This is a genomic window from Streptomyces sp. NPDC001204, assembly GCF_053598035.1.
Genome location: NZ_JBSFJL010000044.1, coordinates 24,908 through 47,599, shown reverse-complemented (window position 1 = coordinate 47,599; position 22,692 = coordinate 24,908). Strand labels below are relative to the sequence as shown.

Annotated in this window: 20 protein-coding genes; 4 read left to right on the top strand and 16 right to left on the bottom strand. The window is 70.1% G+C overall.

Features of this window, described 5'->3' with window-relative positions; translation table 11 throughout:
* The first annotated feature begins 93 nt into the window (after positions 1 to 93).
* Complete coding sequence (locus tag ACWC91_RS37605) at positions 94 to 1,458, top strand: replication initiator (RefSeq protein ID WP_450641719.1); 1,365 nt, start codon at positions 94 to 96, stop codon at positions 1,456 to 1,458.
* A gap of 261 nt (positions 1,459 to 1,719) precedes the next feature.
* On the opposite strand, the gene ACWC91_RS37600 is transcribed toward ACWC91_RS37605, so the two are convergent.
* Together ACWC91_RS37600 and ACWC91_RS37595 are read right to left on the bottom strand one after the other, a co-directional pair.
* On the bottom strand, positions 1,720 to 2,025 hold the full coding sequence (locus tag ACWC91_RS37600) for a hypothetical protein (protein ID WP_450641702.1): 306 nt from the start codon (positions 2,023 to 2,025) through the stop codon (positions 1,720 to 1,722).
* A 74-nt stretch (positions 2,026 to 2,099) separates the two neighbouring features.
* Positions 2,100 to 2,828 carry a DUF4839 domain-containing protein gene (locus ACWC91_RS37595; protein ID WP_450641703.1) on the bottom strand — a complete coding sequence of 243 codons (729 nt, stop codon included), beginning with the start codon at positions 2,826 to 2,828 and terminating at the stop codon, positions 2,100 to 2,102.
* Positions 2,829 to 3,308: 480 nt separating this feature from the next.
* Between ACWC91_RS37595 and ACWC91_RS37590 the strand changes: the two genes are divergently transcribed.
* Positions 3,309 to 3,863: a hypothetical protein gene (locus ACWC91_RS37590; protein WP_225078197.1), complete on the top strand. Its 555-nt coding sequence runs from the start codon at positions 3,309 to 3,311 to the stop codon at positions 3,861 to 3,863.
* A gap of 61 nt (positions 3,864 to 3,924) precedes the next feature.
* Here ACWC91_RS37590 and ACWC91_RS37585 read toward each other — a convergent pair whose 3' ends face one another.
* The 4 genes from ACWC91_RS37585 to ACWC91_RS37570 form a co-directional block, all read right to left on the bottom strand.
* On the bottom strand, positions 3,925 to 5,574 hold the full coding sequence (locus ACWC91_RS37585) for a recombinase family protein (protein WP_450641704.1): 1,650 nt from the start codon (positions 5,572 to 5,574) through the stop codon (positions 3,925 to 3,927).
* 155 nt (positions 5,575 to 5,729) lie between these two features.
* Positions 5,730 to 6,221, bottom strand: coding sequence for an NUDIX domain-containing protein (locus ACWC91_RS37580; protein ID WP_225078195.1), 492 nt, complete (start codon positions 6,219 to 6,221; stop codon positions 5,730 to 5,732).
* A 91-nt stretch (positions 6,222 to 6,312) separates the two neighbouring features.
* Positions 6,313 to 6,855, bottom strand: a complete 543-nt coding sequence (locus ACWC91_RS37575) for a DUF3558 family protein (protein ID WP_225078194.1) — start codon at positions 6,853 to 6,855, stop codon at positions 6,313 to 6,315.
* Between the two features lie 204 nt (positions 6,856 to 7,059).
* Entirely contained in the window at positions 7,060 to 8,142 is a 1,083-nt protein-coding gene (locus ACWC91_RS37570) for an ADP-ribosylglycohydrolase family protein (RefSeq protein WP_450641705.1), read from the bottom strand.
* Between the two features lie 204 nt (positions 8,143 to 8,346).
* Between ACWC91_RS37570 and ACWC91_RS37565 the strand changes: the two genes are divergently transcribed.
* Positions 8,347 to 9,489: a glycerate kinase gene (locus tag ACWC91_RS37565; RefSeq protein ID WP_450641721.1), complete on the top strand. Its 1,143-nt coding sequence runs from the start codon at positions 8,347 to 8,349 to the stop codon at positions 9,487 to 9,489.
* 478 nt (positions 9,490 to 9,967) lie between these two features.
* Here the strand turns inward: ACWC91_RS37565 and pssA are convergent, their stop codons facing one another.
* The 9 genes from pssA to ACWC91_RS37520 all read right to left on the bottom strand — a co-directional run bounded on the left by pssA (position 9,968) and on the right by ACWC91_RS37520 (position 21,094).
* Positions 9,968 to 10,786, bottom strand: coding sequence for a CDP-diacylglycerol--serine O-phosphatidyltransferase (gene pssA / locus ACWC91_RS37560; RefSeq protein WP_100566767.1), 819 nt, complete (start codon positions 10,784 to 10,786; stop codon positions 9,968 to 9,970).
* 22 nt (positions 10,787 to 10,808) lie between these two features.
* Positions 10,809 to 11,465, bottom strand: a complete 657-nt coding sequence (locus tag ACWC91_RS37555; RefSeq protein WP_281156604.1) for a phosphatidylserine decarboxylase — start codon at positions 11,463 to 11,465, stop codon at positions 10,809 to 10,811.
* Between the two features lie 170 nt (positions 11,466 to 11,635).
* Entirely contained in the window at positions 11,636 to 12,841 is a 1,206-nt protein-coding gene (locus tag ACWC91_RS37550) for an acyl-CoA dehydrogenase family protein (protein WP_225078191.1), read from the bottom strand.
* A gap of 3 nt (positions 12,842 to 12,844) precedes the next feature.
* Positions 12,845 to 13,414, bottom strand: a complete 570-nt coding sequence (locus ACWC91_RS37545) for a MaoC family dehydratase (protein WP_225078190.1) — start codon at positions 13,412 to 13,414, stop codon at positions 12,845 to 12,847.
* Positions 13,415 to 13,419: 5 nt separating this feature from the next.
* Positions 13,420 to 14,436, bottom strand: a complete 1,017-nt coding sequence (locus tag ACWC91_RS37540; protein ID WP_225078189.1) for an HpcH/HpaI aldolase/citrate lyase family protein — start codon at positions 14,434 to 14,436, stop codon at positions 13,420 to 13,422.
* A complete protein-coding gene (locus ACWC91_RS37535; protein ID WP_450641707.1) occupies positions 14,433 to 16,481 on the bottom strand; it encodes a protein meaA in 2,049 nt (682 codons plus the stop codon). The genes ACWC91_RS37540 and ACWC91_RS37535 overlap by 4 nt, the downstream gene beginning before the upstream one ends.
* A gap of 9 nt (positions 16,482 to 16,490) precedes the next feature.
* A complete protein-coding gene (ccrA, locus tag ACWC91_RS37530; RefSeq protein WP_450641723.1) occupies positions 16,491 to 17,828 on the bottom strand; it encodes a crotonyl-CoA carboxylase/reductase in 1,338 nt (445 codons plus the stop codon).
* 505 nt (positions 17,829 to 18,333) lie between these two features.
* Positions 18,334 to 19,152, bottom strand: a complete 819-nt coding sequence (locus ACWC91_RS37525; RefSeq protein ID WP_376505175.1) for a TetR family transcriptional regulator — start codon at positions 19,150 to 19,152, stop codon at positions 18,334 to 18,336.
* Between the two features lie 136 nt (positions 19,153 to 19,288).
* Entirely contained in the window at positions 19,289 to 21,094 is a 1,806-nt protein-coding gene (locus ACWC91_RS37520; RefSeq protein ID WP_225078186.1) for a 3-hydroxyacyl-CoA dehydrogenase family protein, read from the bottom strand.
* Positions 21,095 to 21,471: 377 nt separating this feature from the next.
* Between ACWC91_RS37520 and ACWC91_RS37515 the strand changes: the two genes are divergently transcribed.
* On the top strand, positions 21,472 to 22,047 hold the full coding sequence (locus ACWC91_RS37515; RefSeq protein WP_281156607.1) for an adenylosuccinate lyase: 576 nt from the start codon (positions 21,472 to 21,474) through the stop codon (positions 22,045 to 22,047).
* A gap of 150 nt (positions 22,048 to 22,197) precedes the next feature.
* Here ACWC91_RS37515 and ACWC91_RS37510 read toward each other — a convergent pair whose 3' ends face one another.
* Positions 22,198 to 22,596, bottom strand: coding sequence for a RidA family protein (locus tag ACWC91_RS37510; RefSeq protein ID WP_225078184.1), 399 nt, complete (start codon positions 22,594 to 22,596; stop codon positions 22,198 to 22,200).
* Positions 22,597 to 22,692 lie beyond the last annotated feature (96 nt).

The window sequence follows — 22,692 nt, the reverse complement described above, 5'->3', positions numbered from 1 at the left end:
GGCCGCTACGGCGGCCCACCCCGGAAGGTCACCACCATCACCCCGCAGATCACCCCGGCTGACAGGCGCGCCGCTCTCGACCGCGCGGCGCGCCTGCGTCAGCTCCCCGAAGCGGACCGTGACGCCATCCGCCTCGCCCAAGATCCCAAGTTCGCCCGCTGGCTGGAGCAGATCACCGCCACTGGCGGCTGTACTCACCCCGTCCACCTCACCGGCTCGACCACCACCCTGGACGGTGCGACCGGCGAGATCCTTCACCACTACGACACCCGCAACGAGCCCGGCGAACGCCTTCTCGTCCGCTGCCGCAACCGACGCGTCACCATCTGCCCGGCCTGCTCCCGACTCCACGCCGGAGACACCTACCACCTAGTCCGCACCGGCCTCCTCGGCGGCAAGAACATCCCCGCCACCGTCCGCCACCGCCCCCGCCTCTTCGTTACCCTCACCGCCCCCTCCTTCGGCCCCGTCCATCGAGCCGAGGAGTTGTGCCGCCCCCGTCGCGACGGCGGAACCTGCGAACACGGCCAGCCCCTCGGCTGCGGCGCCGTCCACGCTCCGGACGCACCGACTGTCGGCCAACCCCTGTGCGCCGACTGCTACGACTACACCGCCCACGTGCTGTGGCACGCACACGCCTCCAAGCTCTGGGACCGGTTCGTCATCGACGTCCGGCGGCGCCTCGCCACCTCAGCCGGCCTCGTACAGTCCCAGTTCGCCCACCACGCCCGGCTGTCCTTCGCCCGTGTCGCCGAGTACCAGAAGCGAGCGGCCGTCCACGTGCACGCCGTCGTCCGCCTCGACGGACCGAACGGACCCAACGATGAACCCCCGACCTGGGCCACCTCAGACCTGCTCATCGACGCCGTGCGCACCTCCGCCCGGCGGGTCCTGGTCCGCACCCCCTACAGCCCGGCCGTAGGCGAGCTGGCCTTGCGCTGGGGCGCCCAGGTCGACGCCCGGCCACTACGCGCCGACGGCGACGGACCCGACGATGACGCGGTCGCCGCATACGTGGCCAAGTACGTGACCAAGGGTGCAAGTGAGACTGGTGCCGGCCTCGACCACGTGCTCTCGACCTGGGGCGACATCGAGTTGGCGCCCGTGAGCAGACACGTCCGTGCCCTCATGCGCCAATGCTGGCGCCTGGGCAGCCTGCCCGAGTACGCACCACTCCGGCTCCGGGCCTGGGCTCACGCCCTCGGCTACCGGGGCCACATCCTCACCAAATCCCGCGCCTACTCGACTACCTACGCGGCACTCCGCGCCGAACGCGCCCACCACATGGGTCACGCCGACGTGCCCGACGTGGTCACCGAAGGGCACTGGCGTTACGTCGGTTCCGGACACACCTCCGGCGCCGCACTTATCGCCGCCGGAATTGCCGACGACCTTGCTCAGTTGCGCGAAGTTCTCCGAGACGAGCGGTCGGCTGCACAGGGGGAGGCGGACCGCTGACGGCGAGACGTGAGAGCACAGAAGCCGCCGGATGGGAGTGGGCCAGAGAGCACGCGCGCAAGGCTCCCAAGTGGTCGGATACCCGATGGCGGCAAGTGAACGCGATCCTTGGTCTTGAGGTGAGAACGACTCGGGCCCATTCCGGCAAGCGTGCGCCGTAGCGGGCCCAATGCCGGTGCCGTAGCGTCCATTAGGAAGTGTCCCGTGGATCAGATGGTCGTTTGATCCGACGTGGGGTCCAGGGGCAGGTTGCGCGGCCGTTCACCGCTGCCAGGGAAGCTCCTCAATCGATGCGATGTTACCCGCCGCCAGCAGTCCGAAGAGCCGGAGTATCTCCTTGCGGGCGACATTGCGCATCTCCCCCGGATTCACCGAGTCGTCATCCGGGTTCTCCCAGACCAGCAGACCGCCGCCGAAGACGCTGAGGCACCACCCGCTCTCATGGGTGAGCGACACGTCGGGGTGCTCGTCATCGGCTTGCGCCAAACCATCGAGCACTCGCCTCATCATCTCCGGATCAGGCTCGTCGACCGTCCCGCCCCTGACGTCGTACATGAAGTAGCTCATGGATCGATTACCTCACGCAGTGATCCACGGGACACGGGGACGCTGGTCCGTGATGACGCGTCTGCCCATCTTGACTACCGGATTTCCGTCGAGACTGGGTGGAGGAAGAAGAGGCACTGGTCCGCGTTGAATTCGCCCACCTCGGCGACGAAGCGGAACTTGTCGCCTACGCCGACGGTGGCGGGGATCTTCTTGCCGGTCAGTCTCAGGTCGAAGATGTTGACGTCCTCGTACTTGAAACTCGGGCCGACCGCCGTGTTCGGTCCCTTGTCGCCCGGGCCCAGGAGGAAGTCGTAGCGGGTGTCGTAGTCACCGTGGGGCGCCATGTCCGCGATCGATCCGTTGAAGGCGACCGTCCGGCCCTTGTGCCTGGTCGCGAAGTCCAGGTTCGCTTCGTCGCACGTGTCCCCCGTCTTCAGCAGCGCCGCGAACTCCGGGTTGTTCCGAGTCGTGATCACCTCAGTGGCAGCCGACTCGGCCGCGGCCGGGGTCGGCGTGGCGGAAGGCTTCTCGCTCGCGGCGGCCGCCGGCTTGTCCGACTCGTCCTTCTTCTCGTCTCCGCCGCTGAGTGCGGAGGCGGTACCGATGACGATGGCCAGGATCACGAGGACACCGGCCGCCGCGCCGATCAGGGGCCACGGCAACGGCTTCTTCGGCCGGCGGAAGTCGAGGGTGGAGCGAAACGTGCCCTGGGCCTGTTCGACGAGCTCCCAGCCGTCCTTCTGCATCTTCGAGATCACCAGGCCGTCGGTCCCGCGAACTGTCCGCACAGTCTTGTACTCGTACTTGATCTCGTCGGCCATGCGGCTCAGCTCCCCCGAAAATGGACTGTTCATACCAACTGCCTCGTGAGCATAGGGGACTCCGCGAGGAACTCGGCATCACCGACGTCACCCTCGGCCCCGAGCTCGCGATCCGGACCAAGGAGCACTCGGTCGGAGGCAAGCCGGCTCGCCTGCGAAATGATCTATGCGAAGCTGCGTGAACCCGTCGTGCGTGAGCAAGCCGCACAAGTCGTCCGACAGGGTAGATCGTCTTTGAGGCCCTGTGGATGTCGGTGATGGTCCACCGGTGCCAGGAATGGATCGCATCCGGCTGGGTGGTAAGTGCGGGATCGACGGTGTCCGGCGCCACAATCGTCACAAAGTAGCGTTCGATCTTGAGTTCACTGCCTAAGCGTTGTCCCGTAATCGATCTTCGAGTCGGGGTGAACGCGGTCGGCTGGGGTGCGGCAGCTACGCTTCCACCGGCGCAGCCGATGATGAGCATGGCAGGGGGAGACTGTGAGCCGACCACTCTTGTTCCTCGATGTGGACGGGCCCCTCAACCCTTACGCGGCCAAGCCGGAGAAGCGTCCCGCCGGCTACACCACCCTAAGAGTGCCGCGAGACGGCGGGGCCCCAGAGGAACACCGAGCACTCTCGTTCCGTCAGCGGCCCCTGCGGGTCTGGCTCAACCCAGAGCACGGACGGGACCTGCTTCGGCTCGACTACGAGCTGTGCTGGGCCACCACATGGATGGCGGATGCCAATCGGTGGATTGCCCCGGTGCTCGGCCTTCCCGAACTCCCCTTCGTCGACTTCCGTGACGTCTTGCTTCAAGACCGTCCCGACGGAGTTCACTGGAAGACTGCTCCCCTGGTGGACTACGCCAACGGCCGCGCCTTCGCGTGGGTGGACGACGAACAGAGTGACCTGGACCAGGCGTACGTGACCACCCACCACCGCGCACGTGGCCTTCTGCACCACGTCAACCCGCGGATTGGCCTGAGAGAGGACGACTTCCGGTCTCTTGCCAACTTCGCCCGTTCTTTGGGTACTTCACAAGCCACCGGCTGAGCCTGTCCTCAGCCCGTCGGGGAGCTCTGCCCCGGACTCCGCGATCATTGCGGGACAGCCCTTAGTCCTCGCCTCGATAGATGGGTGTGAGCCGGTTCCAGACCGGGCCGCCAGGCCTGACCGCTGGACCGACCAGGACCGTCAAGAGCGTCTTTTCCACGTACGCGCGCTGCTCTACGAAGTCGAGATCGTCCCACACGCGGCGTAGGTCGATTGGTTGTCCTGCCGCGCGCAGTACGCGGCGGCGCCACTCGTTACGCTCGTTGACCAGTCGACGTTCCGTCGCCTCCGCCTTCGCCAAGAACGCGAAGAAGCGTTCCTTACTGACGAGCCGTTGCTCCCGCTGCTCTGTCCAGTCGGCAATGTCTTCCCGGATTCGGGCAAGCTCTTCTTCGCCGCCCCACTCTTCGGGAACCGACGTCGCTTCCCGCTCCTGGGCCTCCTCCTCGTACTTGGCGATCACGAGCATCTTGAGCGCACGGTCGGTCTCCGGGCCGGAGATACGGATCCCGCCGCAGCCGTAACCGCTCCGCTTGTCGGGGCAGGTGTAGTAGAAGAACCCTTCGGGCTTGTTCCGGCTCGCCGGCGCCTTCATCGCGCGCAAGCGGCCTCCGCACCCGTTCTTGTCACACCGCAGCGTGCCTGTCCCCAGGTACTTCCGGACGTTGTACGCGTCGCCGGGCTCAGGGGACTTGCCGATGAATTCGGTGACGGCCTCCCAGTCGGCCACCGAGATGATCGGGTCCCACTGGCCCTTGACCGGTTCTCCATCGTCATCGAGGACGGGTTCAACCCTGACGCTCTCGGTCCCGCTCTCCGGGTTGAACTCCCGGACCTTCCTTGAGCGGTAACCGCAGATCCGGGGGTTACGGAGTACCTGTTTCACGGTCTCCTTGCTCCACTTGTTGCCCCGCGTCGTGGTGATGCCCTGCTTGTTCCAGTCGGCTGCGATCGTCCTGGGGGACGCTCCGGTGAGAATGCGCTCGACGGCCTTTCGAAGTGCAGCGGCCTCCTTGGGGTCAAGCTGCCGCTTGTCCTCCTTGTAGCCGAACGGGCGGGTGCTGCCCGTCGGGATTCCTGCCTGCTGCAACGCTTGGTGTTTGCGTCGAACTCGTCGGGCTGTGTCGGCGCTCGATTTGTTGGCCACGGTCACCAGCAGACGCGCGACCGTTCGGCCGTTGTCGGTGAGAAGGTCGAGGGTGCCGGTGATGTCGATGATCGGGCGGCGGAAGTTCTCCACCACCTCGATGGCGTCTTCAAGATGCCGGTTGTCGCGCGTCAGACGATCGATGTCGTAGACGATCAGGCCGTCCAGTCGCTGGCCGTCGGGCGTTGTTCCGCGCTTCAGGTCTTCCAGCGCTCCCTCGAACACTGGGCGTATCACGCGGTAGGAGATCGTTCCGTCCGGCTGCCGTACCCTCTTGCGCTTCCACGCCGACGTGTCGGGTTCCTCGTACGTGTAGACGTGTCGGCCTCCGCGGCTTTCGACGAACCGGCGGGCGTCCTTCTCCTGCTCTTCCCGGCTCTTGATGTCCCGGCCCGTGGCCGGACGCCACTTCGTGCCGCTGTCGGACGCTTGATCCGGCTGCCTTTTGGCGGACGACGCGGATAACTCCTCGTCCTCCGCTTCGAGGGAGAGTCGGACCAACGCCGCCCAGTTCTGTCCTTCCAGGTCACCCCAGTGCGCTCGCTGTACCAGGTCATCGGTCATGGCGCGAGGTTACTTCCGCCAATGCTCTGTTCGGTGGAGATACCGGCTCCGCTGAGGATGGCGACGAGGGGTTTGGTCATGGGGCCGAGGGTAGGGCGGAGGGAGGGGGCGGGCGAACGGATATTCGCCCGGCCTGGACGGGAGTCGTCCGGTGGTCATCCGGGGCGGTGGCCGTTCTCCAGTTCCGCCGCGCCCGTGTCGTCGGTCAGGACGTCGAGGGCGGTCAGGACGCGGCGGCCCAGGGCGCCGGGGAGGTGGGCGGCGAGTTCGTCGCGGGCGACCAGGCGCCAGGACAGCAGTTCCTCCTCCTGGAGGCGGATCGCCTTGAGGTCGTCGTCGGTGAGGAACCCGCCGTCGTAGAGGTACGCCACCAGCGGCGGCCGTGCGGTGCCGGGCACCCAGTCCACGACGAGCAGCCGCCCCGGCTCGCGGTCGAGCCCGATCTCCTCGCGCGTCTCGCGGCGCGCGCCCTGGCGCGGAGTCTCCCCGTCGTCGGACTCGACGGTGCCGCCGGGCAGCGTCCACCCGTCCCGGTAGTTCGGCTCGACGAGAAGCACCTGGCCCTCCGCGTCACGGAAGACGCAGGCGGCAGCGGCGAGGACCCGGGGAAGGCCGGCGATGTACGTGGCGTAGTCCGCGGTGGTCATCCAAGAAGGGTAACGAGCCTCGTGGCAGCCGGTGCGACGCACCGCGTCGCCGGCCCCGCGCCCGGGGCACCGGGACCGGCGACCGGCGTGGTCACATCCGGGCGGCGACCTTGCGGGCCAGCTCCTCCAGGCGCCGGTCGTTGTCGGCCCGGTCCGCCACCACGGTCATCGCGACCCAGGTGCCCGACGAGCGGAACAGGAGCCCGAACGTTCCGTGGTCCTTGTCGTCGTAGGCGGTCGCCTCGTCGCCGATGCCGGTGAGCGGCTTGCGGTCGGCTGCCCGGAGCATGTCGTCCATGAACTGCCGGGCCTCGTCCCCCTGGATCGTGGACGCGATCGGTACCCCCTCGTGGGTGTATCTGCAGCCGCCCGCGGTGTCCTCGCTCTTCTCGCCCTCGACGGACGTGCCTCCCAGTTCCTGGGCCTCCTGAAGGGAGATGAGCGCGCACGGGTTCGCCGGGGCCTTCTTCGACGGAGCGGAGGGGGCGGCGCCCCCCTGTGAGGCGGTCGCGGAAGGCGCGGAGCCGGCGGCGGGCGCCTTCTCGCCGGAGCCGCCGCAGCCGGCCAGGCCGAGGACCGCGAGCAGGGTCGTGGACAGCAGTGCCGAGCCTCGGCGCACACGGATGAGAGTCATGGTGTTCTCCTGGTTTCTGCCGACCGTCAGGGCTGGTGGAACCATTGCCGGACCAGGATCCCGGCCCGCGCGGCGAGAGTCCGCGTGTGGTGCAGATTGGTGACCGCGGTGTGTTCATGTTGTGGAGAAGTGCGATGAGGGCGGACGGAACGCACCATGCCGTTGCAGGAGCCGGCGCGAAGCGGGTCCTGCGGGTCGGTCCTGTCAGGTGTCGAGGCGGGCCAGACGCAGGGTGCGCTCGGCGAGTTCGCCGATGCGGACGCCGTCGAAGCCGAAGACCGCGCTGCGGACCGTGTCCTCGAGGGGGTCCTTCCACTGGGCGGGGACGGCCGCCGCACCCGTCATGACGCCGGCCACCGAGCCGGCCGTCGCGCCGTTGGAGTCGGTGTCCAGGCCGGCGCGGACGGTCAGCGCGATGGTGCGGGTGAAGTCGCCCCCGCCGTAGAGCAGGCCGGTGGTGATGACGGCGGCGTTCGGCACCGTGTGGATCCAGCCGAGACCGGCGGTCTCCTCCGCGAGCGTGTCGAGCGCGTCCTCCCAGGGCAGGCCGGCCTCGTGCAGGGCGAGGGCCCGGCGCACCGTGCGGGCCAGGCGGCTGCCGACCGGGATCAACGTCAGCGCGGTGTCGACGGCGGCGCGGACGGTGGGCGCGGTGAAGGCCGCCGCGATCAATGCCGCCGCCCACATGGCGCCGTAGACGCCGTTGCCGGTGTGCGACAGCACCGCGTCGCGGCGGGCCAGCGAGGCGGCGCGGCGCGGGTCGCCGGGGCTGGTCCAGCCGTGGATGTCGGCGCGGATCAGGGCGCCGATCCACTCCTGGTACGGGTTGTCGTACGTGGCCGTCAGGGGCGGCTTGAGCCCGTTCGCGAGATTGCGGTACGCGGCTCGCTCCGCGGTGAACGTCTGAAGGTACGGCAGGCGCCGCAGCCACAGCTCGCCGACCTGCTCGGTGGTGAAGCCGAACCCGTGCGTCTCCAGGAGGTCGAGGCCCAGGATCGCGTAGTCGACGTCGTCGTCGCGGCAGCTGCCGTGGACGCGGCCGCGGACGCAGCTCGGCCACTCGGGGCGCAGCGGCGGGTCGTCGTCGCCGGCCGGCTCGGGCAGGTAGTCGGTGAGCGGCAGCGCGTCGGCGGCGCGCAGGTAGCGGTCGATGCGGTCGCGCGTCCACACGTCGCCCTGCTCCACCGGCTTGCCGAGCATGTTGCCGGCGATCCGGCCCAGCCAGCCGCCGAGGATGCGGTCGGCGAGCGCTGGTCCGGTGTCCACGGCGGTGTCCACAGCGGTCATGGGAACCGGTCTACCGGATTCCGGGGGCGGCCGCTCGGGGTTCACGGGTACGTCCTCGGGGTTCACGAGCACGTCAGGGGCTTCTCAGGGGCCGGGCGGGGCATGACGGCGGGGGCGGTCGCCGGTTAAGGTCGCAGCGGCGCGACTGGCCCTGACGTGCGGGGCCCCGGAGAGCAAGGGGATGTCAAGGTGGCGGACGCTGCAGTGCGAGGCACCCGGAGGGTGCTGGTTGCCGCGGACAAGTTCAAGGGCTCGCTGACGGCCGTGCAGGTCGCCGAGCGCGTGACGGCCGGGCTGCGCCGGGTCGTGCCGGACGTGGAGGTGGAGGCGCTGCCCGTCGCCGACGGCGGCGACGGGACCGTGGACGCGGCGGTCGCGGCCGGGTTCGAGCGCCGGGAGGTACGGGTCGCGGGTCCCCTCGGGGACGAGGTGACGGCCGCGTTCGCGCTGCGCGGCGACACGGCGGTCGTGGAGATGGCCGAGGCCAGCGGGTTGCAGCGGCTGCCGGCCGGTGTGTTCGCGCCGCTCACGGCGTCCACGTACGGCTCCGGGGAGCTGCTGCGGGCCGCGCTGGACGCGGGGGCGCGCACGATCGTGTTCGGCGTCGGCGGGAGCGCGACGACGGACGGGGGCGCGGGGATGCTGGCCGCGCTCGGGGCGCGGTTCCTGGACGCGGACGGGGAGCCGATTCCGCCCGGCGGCGGGGGACTGGCGGAACTCGTCCGGGCGGACCTGTCCGGGCTCGACCCGCGGCTCGCCGCGGTGGAGCTGGTGCTCGCGAGCGACGTCGACAATCCGCTGACCGGGCCGAAGGGCGCGCCGGCGGTCTACGGCCCGCAGAAGGGCGCCTCGGCGGAGGACGTGTCGACGCTGGACGCTGCGCTCGCGCACTTCGCGAAGGTGCTGGAGGGAGTGGGCGGGGCCGGGAACCGGGCGGCCGAGTACGCGGCGTCGCCGGGTGCGGGCGCGGCGGGTGGTATCGGGTTCGGGGCGATGCTGCTCGGGGCGCGGTTCCGGGCGGGGATCGAGGTCATGCTCGATGTGCTGGGGTTCGCCCCCGCGCTGGAGCGGGCCTCGCTGGTGATCACCGGTGAGGGCTCCCTGGACGAGCAGACGCTGCACGGGAAGGCTCCGGCCGGGGTCGCGGCGGCGGCGCGGGCGGCGGGGAAGGATGTCGTCGCGGTCTGTGGGCGGCTGGCGCTGGAGCCGGAGGTTCTGGAGCGTGCGGGGATCCGGCGGGCGTATGCCCTGACCGAGGTCGAGCCGGACGTGGCGAAGTGCATTGCGGATGCGGGGCGGATCCTTGAGCGGGTGGCTGAGCGGATCGGGCGTGACTGTCTGGGGTGACGGGGCGGGGGCCTGCGCGGCTGGGGCGGTGGGGCTGCGCCCCAGACCCCAGCGGGGCTGCGCCCCAGACCCCAGCGGGGCTGCGCCCCAGACCCCAGCGGGGCTGCGCCCCTGCACCCCAGCACCCCGGCGGGGCTCTGCCCCTGCACCGCGGCGGGATTCTGCCCTGCGCCCCAGCGCCCCACCCAGGCTGCCGCCCTGCGACCCCGGCTGAGGCGTTCCTCCGCGGCCCCGCAGCCCCGGCTGAGGCGTTCCTCCGCGGCCCCGCCGCCCCGCAGCCCCGGCTGGGATGCGCCCCTGCCCCTGCACCCACACCCCTACCGGCTACTCGACACCTCCCCCCGCCCTCGTGCCCCCTCCGCCCCACGGTCCCGCCCCCCGGAGGCCCCGCCGTGTCCCGTCACAAGAACATGGGAATGGGGAGGGCCCCGAACCCAACGGTTCGGGGCCCTCCCCATTCGGCGGCCTCAGCGGAGCGCTACGGCTGGGCCGCCCGTGCCTCGCGGCGGTTGTCGCGGAAGTTGTTCACTCGGCGGGCCGTGGCGAACAGGGGGATCACCGCGCCCATGACCAGTTGCAGGGCGCAGCCGGTCTGGAGGAGGAGCTGGCCGCTCGGGGCGTCGAAGGCCCAGGCTGCCAGGAGGCCCATGGACAGGACGATCCAGGACAGCATGGCCACCGCCAGGCGGCCCCTCGGCTTCGGGTACTCCACGCGGCTCACCATCAGCCACGCGGTGCCGAGGATGGCCAGCAGCGTGGCCACGAAGGGCAGCTCGAGGAGGACGATCGAGACCACCGTCAACGCGCCGAAGGGGGAGGGCATGCCCTGGAACATGCCGTCCTTCAGCGTCACGCAGGAGAATCTCGCGAGCCGGAGGACCACCGCCAGCAGCACCACGATCGCGCCGAGGGCCGCCACCCTCTGGTGGGCGTCGTCCGCGACCATGCCGTAGACGAGGACGAAGTACGCCGGGGCCAGGCCGAAGCTGATCAGGTCCGAGAGGTTGTCCAGCTCCGCGCCCATGGGGGAGGAGCGCAGCTTCCTCGCGACCAGGCCGTCGAACAGGTCGAAGACCGCCGCGCACAGCATCAGGATGACCGCCGTGGCAGCGCTGTGCCGGGCCATGCCCGCCGACTCGTCGTTGCCGGTCAGGTGCGGGATCAGGATGCCGGTGGTGGTGAAGTACACCGCCATGAAGCCGCAGGTCGCGTTGCCCAGGGTGAGGGTGTCCGCTATCGACAGGCGCAACGAGAGGGGCATCTCCTCCTCTTCGTCCACCTCGTCCGCCTCCGGCACCCAGCCGGCCTGGGTCTCGGGATCAATGACGGTCAATGCGAGTCACCCCAGCCACGGTCTTCTGGCCGACCTCGACCGCGACGTCCACACCCTCGGGCAGGTACAGGTCGACGCGCGAACCGAAACGGATCAGACCGATCCGCTCGCCCTGCTCGACCTTGGTGCCGGACGGGATGTAGGGGACGATGCGGCGGGCCACCGCGCCGGCGATCTGGACCATCTCGATGTCGCCGAGCTCGGTGTCGAAGTGCCAGACGACCCGCTCGTTGTTCTCGCTCTCCTTGTTGAAAGCCGGAACGAACCCGCCGGGGACGTGCTCGACCGAGGTGACCGTGCCGGAGAGCGGGGCGCGGTTGACATGGACGTTCAGCGGGCTCATGAAGATCGCGACGCGGGTGCGGCCGTCCTTCCACGGCATGATGCTCTGCACCACACCGTCGGCGGGCGAGATGACCCGGCCCTGGGCGATCTCGCGCTCGGGGTCGCGGAAGAACCACAGCATCCCCGCCGCCAGCGCGGTGGCGGGAACGGCTACGGCCTTGGCGGCACCCGAGCGGCGGGCGCGCAGAAGGCTGACGGCTGCGGTGGCGACGGTCGGAAGAAGCCACGGCGATGCTCCGCGCGCAAGGCGTACGCCGGCCAGGCTGTCACGATGTGCAGAGGTTTGGCTGTGGGGCATGGATGACCTTCGTAGCGGATGATGCCGCGCTTTCGACGGGGGACGGCGGCTTTCCGCGATCGTAGCGGTTAAGGGCCACAACTGGGTAAGCCGAGCTGCCGAGTCGGCAGCCGAACACCGCTGACGGGGTGTGATCTTCTTCTCGAAGAAAACACCCCGTAGCCGGACATTCAGCCCTGGAACCGATACTCTTCGAGCAGCCTGCGACCGATGATCATTTTCTGGATCTCGGCGGTGCCCTCACCGATGAGCAGCATCGGTGCCTCACGGTACAGGCGCTCGATCTCGTACTCCTTGGAGAAGCCGTAGCCGCCGTGGATGCGGAACGCGTCCTCCACGACCTCCTTGCAGTACTCGGAGGCCAGGTACTTCGCCATGCCGGCCTCGAGGTCGTTGCGCTCGCCCGAGTCCTTCTTGCGGGCCGCGTTCACCATCATCGCATGGGCGGCCTCGACCTTGGTGGCCATCTCCGCCAGCTTGAACTGGATGGCCTGGTGCTGCGCGATCGGTTTGCCGAAGGTGTGGCGCTGCTGGGCGTAGGCCACGCCGAGTTCGAAGGCGCGCTGGGCGACGCCGCAGCCCCGGGCCGCCACGTTCACGCGGCCGACCTCGACGCCGTCCATCATCTGATAGAAGCCGCGGCCGGTGGCGCCGCCGAGCACCCGGTCGGCCGGGACGCGCAGCCCGTCCATGATCAGCTCGGTGGTGTCGACGCCCTTGTAGCCCATCTTGTCGATCTTGCCGGGGATGGTGAGGCCGGGCCGGACCTCGCCGAAGCCGGGCTCCTTCTCCACCAGGAAGGTCGTCATGGACTTGTGGGGCGCGGTGCCTTCGGGGTGACCCTCGTCACTGCGGACCAGGACCGCGACGAGCGAGGAGGTGCCGCCGTTGGTCAGCCACATCTTCTGGCCGGTCAGAACGTAGTCGTCGCCCTCCCTGACCGCCTTGGAGGTGATCGCCGACACGTCGGAGCCCAGGCCCGGCTCCGACATCGAGAAGGCGCCGCGGATGTCGCCGGCCGCCATCCGGGGCAGGAAGTGGTCCCTCTGCTCCTGCGTGCCGTGCTGCTTGAGCATGTACGCGACGATGAAGTGCGTGTTGATGATGCCGGACACCGACATCCAGCCGCGGGCGATCTCCTCCACGCACAGCGCGTACGTCAGCAGCGACTCGCCCAGGCCCCCGTACTCCTCGGGGATCATCAGACCGAACAGGCCCAGTTCCCTCAGGCCGTCCACGATCGCTTGCGGGTACTCGTCGCGGTGCTCCAGCTCGGTCGCGACCGGGATGATCTCCTTGTCGACAAAGTCCCGGACGGTGGAGACGATCTCCTGCTGCACGTCCGTCAGACCGGCGGTCTGGGCGAGTCGGGCCATGGCCTACTTCCCCTGCTCCCTGGGTTCCGAGTTGGGTGTGCCGCCCCGCAGGGGCGTCGTTTGAGGGTGGTGGTGGGAGACGGGCGGGCGGCCCGGCTGTTCGCCGCCGCGCTCCTTGGTGTACGTCTCGGTCGGCACCATCACCTTGCGCCGGAAGGTGCACACCAGCGTGCCGTCCTGCTTGTAGCCCCTGGTCTCGACGTGGACGATGCCGCGGTCGCTCTTCGACTTCGACGGCCGCTTGTCGAGCACGGTCGTCTCGCCGTAGATCGTGTCGCCGTGGAAGGTCGGCGCCACGTGCCTGAGCGACTCGATCTCCAGGTTGGCGATCGCCTTGCCGGAGACGTCCGGGACGGACATGCCGAGCAGGAGGGAGTAGATGTAGTTGCCCACGACGACGTTCTTGCCGAAGTCGGTCGTCTTCTCGGCGTAGTTGGCGTCCATGTGGAGCGGATGGTGATTCATGGTCAGGAGGCAGAACAGGTGGTCGTCGTACTCCGTGACCGTCTTGCCCGGCCAGTGCTTGTAGACCGCCCCGACCTCGAACTCCTCGAAAGTTCGTCCGAACTGCATGCCGCTCAGCCCTCCGGGATCTCGAACTTCGACGTGCGCCGCATGCCCGCCGCGCGGCCCTTGCCCGCGACGACCAGCGCCATCTTGCGGCTGGCCTCGTCGATCATCTCGTCGCCGAGCATCGCCGAGCCCTTCTTGCCGCCCGCCTCGGACGTGCAGTACTCGTACGCGTCCAGGATCAGCTCCGCGTGGTCGTAGTCCTCCTGGGACGGCGAGAAGACCTCGTTCGCGGCCTCCACCTGGCCGGGGTGCAGCACCCACTTGCCGTCGAAGCCGAGGGCGGCGGCCCGCCCCGCCACCTCCCGGAAGCCGTCGACGTTGCGGATCTGAAGGTAGGGGCCGTCGATCGCCTGGAGGTCGTTGGCGCGCGCGGCCATCAGGATCTTCATCAGGATGTAGTGGTAGGCGTCCGCCGGGTAGCCGGGCGGCTGCTCGCCCACGACGAGCGACTTCATGTTGATCGACGCCATGAAGTCGGCGGGGCCGAAGACGATCGTCTCGACGCGCTCGGAGGCCTGCGCGATCTCGTTGACGTTGTTCAGGCCCCGCGCGTTCTCGATCTGCGCCTCGATGCCGATGCGGCCCACCTCGAAGCCCATGGTCTTCTCGATCTGCGTCAGCAGCAGATCGAGCGCCACGACCTGCTGGGCGTCCTGCACCTTCGGCAGCATGACGCAGTCCAGGTTCTGGCCCGCGCCCTCGACCACCGTCACGACGTCCCGGTACGTCCACTCGGTCGTCCAGTCGTTGACCCGGACCACCCTGGTCTTGCCCGTCCAGTCGCCCTCGTTGAGGAACTTGACGATGGTGTGCCGCGCCTCCGGCTTGGCGAGCGGCGCGCAGGCGTCCTCCAGGTCGAGGAACACCTGGTCGGCGGGCAGGCCCTGCGCCTTCTCCAGGAAACGGGGGTTCGAGCCCGGTACGGCCAGGCAGGAGCGCCGGGGACGAAGGCGGTCGAAAGAAGGCCGTGCGGCGGAGCCGCCCGTGGGAAGCGTGGTGGTGGGCGACGGGTGGGCGGTCATGCGGGGACCTCCAGTGGGTCGAGCTTGTTCGCTTTCCGGATCTCGTCGACGATACGGCCGATGATCCCGGTGATGTCGAAGTCCTTCGGGGTGAAGACCGCGGCCACTCCCGCGGCCCTGAGCTGCTCGGCGTCACCGTTCGGAATGATCCCGCCGGCGATCACCGGGATGTCGGCCGCGCCGGCCTCGCGCAGCCGCGCCAGCACGTCCGGCACCAGCTGGGCGTGCGAGCCGGACAGGATGGACAGGCCGACCGCGTGCACGTCCTCGGCGAGGGCCGCGTCCACGATCTGCTCGGGGGTGAGCCGGATGCCCTGGTAGACCACCTCGAACCCGGCGTCGCGGGCCCGTACGGCGATCTGCTCGGCGCCGTTGGAGTGTCCGTCCAGGCCCGGCTTGCCGACCAGGAAGCGCAGCTTGCCGACGCCGAGGTCCCGGGCCGTCAGTTCCACCGTGCGGCGCACCGCGGCCAGGGCCGAGCCCTCCTCGGCGGTGACGGCCACCGGCGCCGACGACACTCCGGTGGGCGCCCGGAACTCGCCGAACACCTCGCGCAGGGCCCCGGCCCACTCGCCGGTCGTGACACCCGATCGGGCGCACTCCAGCGTGGCCTCCATGAGGTTGCCGGCGCCCTTGGCCGCCTCCTTCAGCCGCTCCAGCGCCTTGCAGGGGCGCGGGTGGTTGAACGGCGGCTGGTAGCGGGTGTCGCGCCAGTGCCGGAGCGAGTCGGTCACGCGGGCCTCGACCGCCGGGTCGACCGTCTGGATCGCTGTGTCCAGATCGGCGGTGAGCGGGTTCGGCTCGGTGCCCTCGAATATGTTGACGCCGACGATCTTCTCCCGGCCCGACTCGATCCGGGCCCGGCGCTCGGCGTGCGACGCGACCAGCTGCGACTTCAGGTAACCGGACTCCACGGCGGCCATCGCGCCGCCCAGCTCCTGGATGTGCTCGATCTCGGCGAGGACCGCCTCGACCAGCTCCGCCACCTTCGCCTCGACCACCTTCGAGCCCTCGAAGATGTCCTCGTACTCCAGCAGGTCGGACTCGTACGCCAGCACCTGCTGGATGCGCAGCGACCACTGCTGGTCCCAGGGCCGGGGCAGGCCGAGGGCCTCGTTCCAGGCCGGCAGCTGCACGGCACGCGCGCGTGCGTCCTTGGAGAGGGTGACGGCCAGCATCTCCAGGACGATCCGCTGGACGTTGTTCTCCGGCTGCGCCTCGGTCAGGCCGAGGGAGTTGACCTGGACGCCGTAGCGGAAGCGGCGGTGCCTGGGGTCCTCGATGCCGTACCGCTCGCGGGTGATCCGGTCCCAGACGCGGCCGAACGCCCGCATCTTGCACATCTCCTCGACGAAGCGGACGCCCGCGTTCACGAAGAAGGAGATGCGGCCGACGACATCGCCCATGCGCTCCTGCGGCACCTGGCCGCTGTCGCGCACCGCGTCCAGGACGGCGATCGCGGTGGACATCGCGTACGCGATCTCCTGCACCGGTGTGGCGCCGGCTTCCTGGAGGTGGTAGCTGCAGATGTTGATCGGGTTCCACTTGGGCATGTGGGAGACCGTGTACGCGATCATGTCCGTGGTGAGCCGGAGGCTCGGGCCCGGCGGGAAGACATGCGTGCCGCGGGACAGGTACTCCTTGACGATGTCGTTCTGGGTCGTGCCCTGGAGCTTGGTGATGTCCGCGCCCTGCTCCTCCGCGACGACCTGGTAGAGCGCCAGCAGCCACATGGCCGTGGCGTTGATCGTCATCGAGGTGTTCGTCTGCTCCAGGGGGATGTCCTGGAACAGCCGGCGCATGTCGCCGAGGTGCGCGACCGGCACGCCGACCCGGCCGACCTCGCCGCGGGCGAGGACGTGGTCGGGGTCGTAGCCGGTCTGCGTCGGCAGGTCGAACGCCACCGACAGACCGGTCTGGCCCTTGGCGAGGTTGCGCCGGTACAGCTCGTTGGAGGCCTCGGCCGTGGAGTGGCCGGCGTAGGTGCGCATGAGCCACGGCCGGTCTCTGTCCGCGTGCGCCCGCGGTGTCTGACGCTCACTCATGTGCGCCTCTCAGATGTTCCGGAAGCGGTTGATGGCGTCGATGTGCCGGGCGCGCATCTGCTCGTCGCGCACGCCCAGGCCCTCCTCGGGCGCCAGGCACAGCACGCCGACCTTGCCCTGGTGCAGGTTGCGGTGCACGTCGTACGCCGCCTGCCTGGTGTCCTCCAGGGAGTAGACCCGGGACAGCGTCGGGTGGATCCTGCCCTTGGCGATCAGGCGGTTGGCCTCCCAGGCCTCGCGGTAGTTGGCGAAGTGGGAGCCGATGATGCGCTTCAGGGACATCCACAGGTAGCGGTTGTCGTACTCGTGGGTGTAGCCCGAGGTGGAGGCGCAGGTGACGATGGTCCCGCCCTTGCGGGTGACGTACACGCTCGCGCCGAAGGTCTCGCGGCCGGGGTGCTCGAAGACGATGTCGACGTCCTCGCCGCCGGTGAGTTCGCGGATGCGCTTGCCGAAGCGCTTCCACTCCTTGGGGTCCTGGGTGTGCTCGTCCTTCCAGAACCTGTAGTTCTCGGCGGTGCGGTCGATGATCGCCTCGGCGCCCATGGCGCGGCAGATGTCCGCCTTCTGGTCGCTGGAGACGACGCAGACGGGGGTCGCGCCGCCGGCGAGGGCGAACTGCGTGGCGTAGCTGCCGAGTCCGCCGCTCGCGCCCCAGATGAGCACGTTGTCGCCCTGCTTCATGCCGGCGCCGTTGCGGGAGACCAGCTGGCGGTAGGCAGTGGAGTTGACCAGGCCGGGGGCGGCGGCCTCCTCCCAGCTCAGATGGCCGGGCTTGGGCATCAGCTGGTTGGACTTGACGAGCGCGATCTCGGCGAGGCCGCCGAAGTTGGTCTCGAAGCCCCAGATGCGCTGCTCCGGGTCGAGCATCGTGTCGTTGTGGCCGTCGCTCGACTCCAGTTCGACGGACAGGCAGTGCGCGACGACCTCGTCACCGGGCTGCCAGGCGTTGACGCCGGGGCCGGTGCGCAGGACGACGCCGGCCAGGTCGGAGCCGATGATGTGGTACGGCAGGTCGTGCCGCTTGGCCAGCTCGTTGGTGCGGCCGTATCGCTCCAGGAAGCCGAACGTCGACAGCGGCTCGAAGATCGAGGTCCACACCGAGTTGTAGTTGACCGAGGAGGCCATGACGGCCACCAGGGCCTCGCCCGGGCCCAGCTCGGGCAGCGGCACCTCGTCCAGGTGCAGGGACTTGCGCGGGTCCTTGTCGCGGGTGGAGAGCCCGTCGAACATCTCCGTCTCGTCCTTGTGCACGGTGATCGCGCGGTACGACTCGGGCAGTGGCAGGGCTGCGAAGTCGGCGGGCGTGGAGTCCGGCGACTGGATCGCGTCCAGGATGTCCTTCACGGTCACGGTGTTGCCTCCGGCGTCGAGCGCCCCGGGGGAGGGGCGCTGAGGGTTACGTCGGTGCTGCAGAGGGGGCGGTGAGGGGGCCGTCGGTCCGGCCGGGTGCCGTCGGTTCGGCGGGTGGGGCTTCGGCAGCGCTTTGTGGCGCGGGAGGTTGCCTGTGACGCAGGCGTCCGGGCGTGCGAGCCGCCATCGGCTTGCTGGGACAGCCGGCGTGCGTGCGGTTCTCCGCGTGCCGGCCGCCCGGACATCTTCAACGTATGACACCGCGTGTCACCTTGCAAGGCACTGAGTGCCAGAATTCTCGCTCAGGCGAAAACTTTACGCAACAAATGAGCGATGATCGATCGAACGGGGCCGCCGAGACGGGCGAAAAGGGGCTCCGACATGCAAAAACGGCCACCCCGTGGGGTGGCCGTCGGTTGCGCGGCTCTCGTGGCCGTGAGGCGGTACGCGGCTCTCGCGGTCGTCAGGCGGTACCTGGCTCTCGTGGCCGCGAGGCTCGTCAGCGCTCTTTCAGCGCCTCCTCGATGGTGCGCATGACCTCTTCCAGCGGGGCGTCGGTGCGGGCGACCGCCACCAGCACCTCGCCCTGCTGGGACACCGCCGCCGAGGGCGCGGCGCCGGACGCGGGCGCCGCGGCGCGGCCGGCCCCGATCCCGGTGCCGAACGTCTTGCGCACGATCGCGAAGGCGTGGTCGAGCTGTGCCTCCACGTCTCCCTGGCCGTCGGCCCGCAGCCAGCGCCGCAGCACGTGGTTGTGCGCGGTGACCACGGCCGAGGCGGCGACCTCCGCGAGCAGCGGGTCGTCGTTGGCGTCGTCGGCGTGCACGCGCTCGTCGAAGTGGCCCAGCAGATAACGCGTGAACAGGCGCTCGTAGCGGGCCACCGAGGCGATCTCCGCCTCGCGCAGCGTGGGCACCTCGCGGGTCAGCTTGTAGCGGGCGACCGAGATCTCCGGCTGCGCCGCGTACATCTTCATGACTTCCTTGATACCCCGGCACACCGTGTCGAGCGGGTGCTCGTGCGCGGGGGCCGCGTTGAGGACGGCCTCGGCGCGGATCAGGGTGTCGTCGTGGTCGGGGAAGATGGCCTCTTCCTTGGAACGGAAGTGCCGGAAGAAGGTGCGGCGGGCGACCCCGGCCGCCGCGGCGATCTCGTCGACCGTGGTCGCCTCGTACCCCTTGGTCGCGAACAGCTCCATCGCGGCGGCCGCCAGCTCCCGGCGCATCTTGAGCCGTTGGGCGGCCGCGCGGGAGCCGGCGGCGCTCTCCGGCGCGTCGGGCGTGGCGGGTGTACGTGTGGACCTGGCGGGCTGGGGCATGACCCGAACGTACTGCATCCGCGCAGCCCGGTGCGCACGTCCCCGGGTTCCTCCGTCCTCGGTGGACGGGGGAGCGGCCGCAGGTTCCAGCAGGCCGCCCCACTCCCGCCCGTCCGCGAACCGGTCGCCGGACCGGTCAGCGCCGGGCATATTCGCGGAAGCCGCGGCCCGTCTTGCGGCCGAGGCAGCCCGCGGCCACCAGATGCTCCAGGAGCGGTGCCGGGGCCAGGCCCGGGTCGCGGAACTCGCGGTGCAGGACCTTCTCGATGGCCAGCGAGACGTCCAGGCCCACGACGTCGAGCAGTTCGAACGGGCCCATGGGGTAGCCGCCGCCGAGCTTCATCGCCGCGTCGATGTCGTCCAGGGACGCGTAGTGCTCCTGCACCATCTTGACCGCGTTGTTGAGGTACGGGAACAGCAGGGCGTTGACGATGAAGCCGGCGCGGTCCCCGCAGTCGACGGCGTGCTTCTTGATCCTGACGCAGACCTCGCGGATCGTCGCGTGGACGTCGTCCTCCGTCAGCACCGTGCGCACGACCTCGACCAGCTTCATCGCGGGCGCCGGGTTGAAGAAGTGCATGCCGATCACCTCGTGCGGGCGCGAGGTGGCGCGGGCGCAGGCGACCACGGGAAGCGAGGAGGTGGTGGTGGCCAGGATCGCGCCCGGCTTGCAGACCTTGTCCAGCGCCGCGAACAGCTGCTGCTTGACCGGCAGGTCCTCGGCGACGGCCTCGACGGCGAGGTCCACCTCGGCGAAGTCGTCGAGGGTGCCGGTCGCCGTGATCCGGTCCAGGGTCCGCGCGGCGGCCTCGGCGGTCAGCCGGCCCTTGTCGACAGAGCGTGAAAGCGACTTGCCGATACGGGCCTTGGCGGCCTGCGCCTTCTCCGCGCTGCGGGCGGCCAGCACGACCTCGTACCCGGCCTTCGCGAACACCTCGGCGATGCCGGAGGCCATGGTGCCCGAGCCGGCGACGCCGACGGAGCGCACGGGGCGGCCGGGGGCGAGGACGTCACCGGCCGGCGGGGTCAGCGCGTCCCGCACGACGGCGCCGCTGCCCGGGGCCTCGTAGGTGTAGAAGCCGCGGCCCGCCTTGCGGCCCGTCAGACCGGCCTCGCTGAGCTGCTTCAGGATCGGCGCCGGGGCGTGCAGCCGGTCGCGCGACTCGGCGTACATGGCCTCCAGGACCGTGCGCGCGGTGTCGACGCCGATCAGGTCGAGCAGCGCCAGCGGGCCCATCGGCAGTCCGCAGCCGAGCCGCATCGCGGCGTCGATGTCCTCGCGGGTGGCGTACCTCCCCTCGTACATCGCCGCGGCCTGGTTGAGGTAGCCGAACAGCAGCCCGTCGGCGACGAATCCGGGCCGGTCGCCGACCGCGACGGGCTCCTTGCCCAGTTCGAGGGCGAGGTCGGTGACCGCCTGGACGGCCTGCGGGGCGGTCAGCACCGAGGAGACGATCTCGACCAGCCTCATGGCCTGCGCGGGGTTGAAGAAGTGCAGGCCGAGCACCCGCTCCGGGTGGGCCGAGTCGGCGGCCAGGCGGGTCACCGACAGGGCGTTGGTGCCGGTGGCCAGGATCGCCCCCGGCCGCACGATGCCGTCCAGTTCCCGCAGGATCTGCTGCTTGGTCTCGTACGACTCCGGCGCGACCTCGACGACCAGGTCGGCGTCGGCCGCCGCGGCCAGGTCGGTGGAGGTGCGCACGCGGGCGAGCACGTCCGTGCGCTCCCGGTCGGTCAGGCGCCCGCGTTCCACGGCGCGGGCGGTGGAGTTCTCCAGGGCGGCGAAGCACCTGGCGGCCGCCGCCTCGCTGATGTCGATGCCGACGATCTCGCGGCCCGCGCGGGCCAGGACCTCGGTGATGCCGGTGCCCATGGTGCCGAGGCCGACGACGGCGATCGTCTTCAGCGCGGACAGGGAGATGTCGGAGAGGGGAGTGGCCATCGCGGGACTCCAGGAATGAGAGTGACGACTGGGAACGCGCCCCGGATGCGCCGACGGGCGCAACGGGTGCGGAAGGAAGGGGTTGCGGGTGCTGCCGGGCCGAATGCGCACACGCCCGGTGCCATGCGCCGCGGGCGCCCGTGCGCCCGGCGAAGCCGACCGGCTCTGTCCCGAAGCCGGGTCGTACTGCGGTACTCGGGGTACCGAACCGACAACACTCGCGGTGGCTGCGTCACCAGGCCACTGCGAGAGGGTGCGAGAGGGTGTCTCGCTCGTATGAGCTTAACCGGTGGGTAACGAGCGCGCCACCCCCCAGAGTCTCCTCGAGTTTGTGATGTACGTCCCGCGTGGCGGGTCACGATCCTAGGCTGGCCCTCGTGGACGAAGAGTTGCGATCGCTCACGGAGCGCTTACGGCAGGAGACGGGCGGATCGGCGGCGTACGAGCATCTGGTGGCCACCCGGGACCCGGGCGAGCTGGCCGAGGTGCTCACGGCGCCCGGGCAGCCGCTGTGGGCCAGGGAGCTGGCCGCGTTCCGCCTCGGCCTCGCGGGGGACCGGCGGGCCTTCGAGTCCCTGGTGCTGCTGCTGAACCACCGCGACCCGCCGCGCTGCGCAGGTGCCGCGTACGCGCTGGCCCGGCTCGGCGATCCCCGCACCGCCCGCGCCGCTGCGGCCCTGGCGACCAACGAGCTGCGTGTCGCCTACGCGCTGCATCCGGTACGGCTGCTGGTGGAACTGCGGGCCCCGGAGTCCGTGCCCGCCCTGATCACCACGCTGGAACGACGGCTCCGCCCGCACGACCCCTACCGCCGGGTGGCCCTGGCCTGTGTGGAGGGCCTGGGCACGCTGGGCGACGTCCGGGCCCGCCCCGTCCTCACCGAGGCCCTCGCCCACCCGGCCCTGGCGCAGGGGGCGGTCGACGCCCTGGCCCGCATCCCGAAGTCCGGGTGAGCGGACGGGACCCGCGGGAGCACGAGGACGGGTCCGGCGGCCGCACGCGAGCCTCGACGGCCGGGCCCCGGCCGCGCGGTTGACATCTCATCCGGGTCACTCGGGCGGTGTGAGGGAGACACCTCACCCGGGAAGTGCGACGGGAGCACCTCACTCGGGCAGTACGGCGAACGCCTCGACCTCCATCAGGAACTCGGGGCGGACCAGGGCCGCGACCTGAACGGCGGAGGAGGCGGGCAGGCGGTCGTCGGCCAGGTGAGCCGTGCGGGCGGCGCGGATCGCCGGGAGGTGGGCCGTGTCCGTGAGGAAGTAGGTGAACTTGACGACGTTGTCGAAGGTCGCGCCGGCGGCGGCCAGGCAGCGGCGGAGGTTCTCGAAGATCTGCCGGGCCTGCGCGTCCGGGTCGCCCTCGCCCACGAACTCGCCGTTCTCGTCCAGGGCGACCTGGCCGGAGATCGCGACGAAACGGCCGGTGCCCATGACGACATGGGAGTAGTGCGCGGCGGGGGCGACCCCGTCGGGGGCGGGAATCCTGGTTGGCTCGCTCATGCGTCCATGGTGGACCATGCGTCCGGCAACCACGAACCGGTCACCGCCCCCGACGGACCGTCAGACCGCTTGCGGCGGCCCGGCGTAGCCGGTTCG

Bases quoted from the DNA above. Each gene is read 5' to 3' on its own strand.
- ACWC91_RS37555 (WP_281156604.1), bottom strand. From the start codon at position 11,465: ATGCCCCACAGCCAAACCTCTGCACATCGTGACAGCCTGGCCGGCGTA.
- ACWC91_RS37540 (WP_225078189.1), bottom strand. From the start codon at position 14,436: ATGACCGCCCACCCGTCGCCCACCACCACGCTTCCCACGGGCGGCTCC.
- ACWC91_RS37600 (WP_450641702.1), bottom strand. From the start codon at position 2,025: ATGAGCTACTTCATGTACGACGTCAGGGGCGGGACGGTCGACGAGCCT.
- ACWC91_RS37595 (WP_450641703.1), bottom strand. From the start codon at position 2,828: ATGGCCGACGAGATCAAGTACGAGTACAAGACTGTGCGGACAGTTCGC.
- ACWC91_RS37535 (WP_450641707.1), bottom strand. From the start codon at position 16,481: ATGAGTGAGCGTCAGACACCGCGGGCGCACGCGGACAGAGACCGGCCG.
- ACWC91_RS37520 (WP_225078186.1), bottom strand. From the start codon at position 21,094: ATGGCCACTCCCCTCTCCGACATCTCCCTGTCCGCGCTGAAGACGATC.
- ACWC91_RS37575 (WP_225078194.1), bottom strand. From the start codon at position 6,855: ATGACTCTCATCCGTGTGCGCCGAGGCTCGGCACTGCTGTCCACGACC.
- ACWC91_RS37585 (WP_450641704.1), bottom strand. From the start codon at position 5,574: ATGACCGATGACCTGGTACAGCGAGCGCACTGGGGTGACCTGGAAGGA.
- ACWC91_RS37570 (WP_450641705.1), bottom strand. From the start codon at position 8,142: ATGACCGCTGTGGACACCGCCGTGGACACCGGACCAGCGCTCGCCGAC.
- ACWC91_RS37580 (WP_225078195.1), bottom strand. From the start codon at position 6,221: ATGACCACCGCGGACTACGCCACGTACATCGCCGGCCTTCCCCGGGTC.
- ACWC91_RS37510 (WP_225078184.1), bottom strand. From the start codon at position 22,596: ATGAGCGAGCCAACCAGGATTCCCGCCCCCGACGGGGTCGCCCCCGCC.
- ACWC91_RS37550 (WP_225078191.1), bottom strand. From the start codon at position 12,841: ATGGCCCGACTCGCCCAGACCGCCGGTCTGACGGACGTGCAGCAGGAG.
- ACWC91_RS37525 (WP_376505175.1), bottom strand. From the start codon at position 19,152: ATGCCCCAGCCCGCCAGGTCCACACGTACACCCGCCACGCCCGACGCG.
- ACWC91_RS37545 (WP_225078190.1), bottom strand. From the start codon at position 13,414: ATGCAGTTCGGACGAACTTTCGAGGAGTTCGAGGTCGGGGCGGTCTAC.